At 31.9% G+C, this 1994-nt stretch carries 2 protein-coding genes; both read right to left on the minus strand.

The genetic code is table 11. The annotated features are described in order from the left end of the window. Positions 1–66: 66 nt before the first annotated feature. Complete coding sequence (locus GSY74_RS09315; protein WP_164664830.1) at positions 67–1734, minus strand: AAA family ATPase; 1668 nt, start codon at positions 1732–1734, stop codon at positions 67–69. 76 nt (positions 1735–1810) lie between these two features. Continuing rightward, positions 1811–1994: hypothetical protein (locus GSY74_RS09320; RefSeq protein ID WP_164664831.1), on the minus strand; the 184-nt coding region annotated here is incomplete at its 5' end.

A 1994-nucleotide genomic window follows, 5' to 3' on the forward strand; every position in this document is an offset into this window, starting at 1 on the left:
ATATATCCATCTCAATACAAGAAGCAATCCATTCCAAAATATCATAATTCATAAGCCACCACTTCTCTAGCACTTCTCAATCCAAACTCTTTTACCATCAAAAACCACCCCAAAGCTTAAAATATTACCATACCCTTTTTTTTGCACTTTAGAGACATAGGCTTTCTCTTCAATCTGCTTAACTGCACTCTGCAACGCCTTATCTTTTGTCTCCTCTATAAAATCATCGATTGTTTTTAGCTCCATAATAATGGCTAATCTGCTTTTATCCTGTTTGTGAAGCACCATAATATCAACCCTACCGTACCCTGCCTCTTCATTTGATATAATCTCATAATCATTTAAATTTATCAAGAGTCCTAAGAAAAAGGCGTGATAGACACTCTCTATATTTTTGGCTGTATCATAAAAAGATAGAGTATCTCTTACAAACTCACTAAAAATTCTCTCAAATGTATGAAGTTCACCATCGGTTAATGATTTTAGAAGTATTCGAAGTTTACGATTTGAGAAGCTATCTGCAATCCAGTTAGAGATAATATTCTCGAAAATATATTGGCACTCTATATTAACAACTGCCAAATTACAATAGTGTTTTCCTCTCTCAAATCTCTTTGAAGTATATTTCAGATAACCAGAAAAGAAGAGAAAAGAGTAGAGCATCTCCTCATTGAAATTGAAATCTCTATCTTTAAAAGTTATATTTGGATTGATGACCTTTTCTATCTTCTCACCTTTTAGAAGCAGTTTTAAATCATCTCTAAACTCATCTGAATTCTCTATGAGAGTTCTTATAATACCATTTGATGATGTATTTGCCCAATAAACATCAAACTCTTTACTATCTATATAGTTTAGAAGAGACCACGGATTCAAGATAGATTTACCCCCTATCGTGTAGCCATCGTACCATCTGTTCACCTCGTCGTAAGAGTCTAATAGATTGTACTCATTTAGCACCACTTTGGTCTCATCCTTTGTAAATCCAAACTTATCACTAAACTCACGGTTCAAGAGTGTATAGACCTTTATATTATTTAAATCACTAAAGATAGACTCCTTTGATACCCTAAGAATTCCTGTCAAAACAGCTTTATATATATGAACATCATTATCTTTTAGCACAGCACCCATAAAAGTTTTGAAGAAGCCTACCATCTCCTCATAATAACCTTTTAGAAAAGCTGTCTGAATGGGGGTATCATATTCGTCTATGAGGACAATACACTTTTGGTTATAGGTGGCAGTTAATAGCCGTGAGAGAAGTTTAAAAGAGTCCTCTATATTAACCTCTGATGCCTCTTCATCTATAATCTCTATTACTCTTTTTTTATCAGTACTGTCTATATTGCTATCCACAATAGCTTTATAGTGCTTTTTAAATTCATTACTGACTAACCGTTTTATTTTTAAAAAACTCTTTTCAAAACTATCCTCTTTAACATCTTTAAAGGTAATATAGATAATAGGATATTTTGCACAATGGCTCATTGCGATACTATTTTTGGATATATTTAGGTTATTAAATAATTCTTTGTTATTCTCTTCAATATTAAAAAAATAGTTCAACATACTAAGATTTAGAGTCTTACCAAATCTTCTTGGACGAGGGAGTAAGATAACTTTGGCATTACTATCTATGGTCTCAAGGATAAAATCTGTTTTATCTATATAGTAAAAATTCTCATATATTAACTCTTTAAAATCACTTATTCCTATGGGTAGTTTTTTCATCTTTTGCTCTTCTTGGATTCTTTTTTTGATTATACTCTTTTGGGCTTAAGTGTGACTCTGTAGCATTAGTTTAATGCTACTTTTTAACCTTCTTCTCAGCAAGAGGCTCATCTTCACTATCTAAAATAACAACTGTATCACCAACAGCTAAGTCAGATGTTTTAATAGTAAATGTATCAATTAGAGTTTTTTTAGCCCCATTCAACTTTTTAATCACAATAGTAATAGGTCTAGCCATCAAACTATTTTGACCAACAAAT

It is taken from the genome of Sulfurovum sp. bin170, from assembly GCF_010892395.1.
Taxonomy (GTDB): domain Bacteria; phylum Campylobacterota; class Campylobacteria; order Campylobacterales; family Sulfurovaceae; genus UBA1140.